The following is a 1,951-nucleotide window of genomic DNA, read 5'->3' on the forward strand; positions in this document are numbered from 1 at the left end:
GCATGCGTGCGTTCCGCACACATGCTACTTGTTGAGTTTAGATTTCATATGGGCTATGGTTTGCATTTCCAAATGCACTTGTCATTTAAAAAAAGAAAAATAAACCTGTCTGTTTGGAAATAGCCAGTTGAGTTAAAAATAAAATATTTTGATATATTCTCGGAGGGATATCTGTCAATGCCTGATGGGAATTATCTTGTAAAAAATTTTTTAGAATAATTAATTTTCTTAAATCAATTATTTTTTCATCCTCATAATCATCTATATATGTATCTATTATCTCATTTATTTCATCGAAGAAATTTTTCTCAAATAACAAATTAACCTCTTGTTCTGAAAGTTTAAATACATATAGTTCATTATCATCAGCTTGATCGTGATCTAATTTTTTCATAGCTTCAGCACTTAACGGGACTATTATCTGTTTCATGTCAATGACTCCTTATCTTAAAATGTGTTACTCCATTATATTCAGCTTGAGTGCGCCCCTGCTGATTACCATTCGCATTAATTTTATTATTTGGTATATTACCATTCAAATCCAAATAAGGTCGTTTTCCAGATATTTTAGTATCTAAAATTCTAAAATAATTTCCTTCAATATCATGAATAATTTGGATCCCATTTTGCCCCTGATAAATTGCCTTACCTTTAGGGGTAAAGCTAACTGATGGGTTTGTCCCTACAAATTTTCTTATTGCCGCATTTAAATCTGCTTCTTGCCAATTTTGACTATACAAATTAGCTCTACCTGCTCCACCAGCTTTATTTTGCTGAGTAAATCCCATCTCACCATCGAGGACGGACATCCCCCCGGTCTTTTGCCCAGCACCGGTTTTGCCGTTCTTATTCCATACACTCCTTCCCGGCGAGACAGCACCGATCCTAATCCCGGTTATCATGCCTAATGCTCTGTCAACTTTGTCGGCAGCCCAATCACCTACCTCTTTTTCGACAGGGTTGTTGTATTCCATGATCACTGGGACATACGGTGCTTCCTTACCGACCGGTTTGCCGATAGTGCCGTTATATAGACCGATGAAGCCGTTTAGATAGGACGACGGCAGGTTGGCTATGCCTTTACCCACTCCTGCTGTAGCAGTATCAAAAGTTTTGTTCCGAATCTGCCGGCTTCTTTCCGTATAACTGGAAACCGCATTTCTTTTCAACTGCTCCCTCGTTTCCCTATAGCCCTGCTGTTCGGCAAATTTACCGCTGTCTCTGTAATACTTCATTGGGGCAAAATCCAGGAACGTTTCCCCGTCGGCTTTGAAACTTCCCGCTATGCTGCGCAGGAATTGTTCCGCCGCCGTGTCGGTGTCAGCATGTTTGGCATAATAAGCCGCATCGACCTGACGCATGGCTTGCGCCACCAGCCGCTTTTCTGCCTGCTGTTGGGAAATGCCGGGATGAAGTTTGGCAAATTTGGCGGCATTATCTTTAATTTTTCTGATCTCGCTGTCGTGCAGCTGCCTATTGTTCCAATCGATATTCGCCCCTACTGCCGCCGTGCCTGCATTCCCGCCCGCAGCATAGCCGATAGCCGCCCCGCCCAGTGCGTTGACCGCCGCTTTGCCCGCCGGACCGAGGTTTTCCGCCGCTTTGTCCAAATACGGTGCGGCAAGGGAAGTGCCGCCGCCGGCCAGTATGCCGCCGAGGTTGCCCGTCGTCAGTCCGCCTGCCACTCCGTGCAGGATATTCCTGCCTATGCCGCCTTCTTTCCAGGTGTCGTAGCGGCTTTGGTTTTCGGCAAGGTAGGCGTTTACTTGACCGAGGGATGCGCGGATGGCAGCTTTTTCGGTTTCGCTGTCCGTATTTTGCAGTTCGGCCTCCAGCAGGGTTTTGGCTGCCTGATACCGTTCGTAGCTTCGGGTATTGCCGAGTTTGTCGGAAACGGCTGCTGTGGTTTGTGCGGCATTTTTGCCGAACTCCTGCGTTACTTCCCTTTGCA

The 1,951-nt window shown here is 45.4% G+C and carries 1 protein-coding gene and 1 pseudogene; both read right to left on the reverse strand.

The genetic code is table 11. From position 1 onward, the window contains the following. Nucleotides 1-85: 85 nt before the first annotated feature. On the reverse strand, nt 86-430 hold the full coding sequence (locus HMPREF2907_RS08690; protein WP_070682186.1) for a hypothetical protein: 345 nt from the start codon (nt 428-430) through the stop codon (nt 86-88). 1 nt (nt 431) lies between these two features. Further along, a pseudogene (locus HMPREF2907_RS13595) lies at nt 432-1,951 on the reverse strand (hypothetical protein); the annotation flags it as partial.

The sequence above is a fragment of the Neisseria sp. HMSC055H02 genome, assembly GCF_001813335.1.
Taxonomy (GTDB): domain Bacteria; phylum Pseudomonadota; class Gammaproteobacteria; order Burkholderiales; family Neisseriaceae; genus Neisseria; species Neisseria sicca_C.

Excerpts from the sequence above, each read along its gene's own strand:
- HMPREF2907_RS08690 (WP_070682186.1), bottom strand. The coding sequence starts at position 430 with ATGAAACAGATAATAGTCCCGTTAAGTGCTGAAGCTATGAAAAAATTA.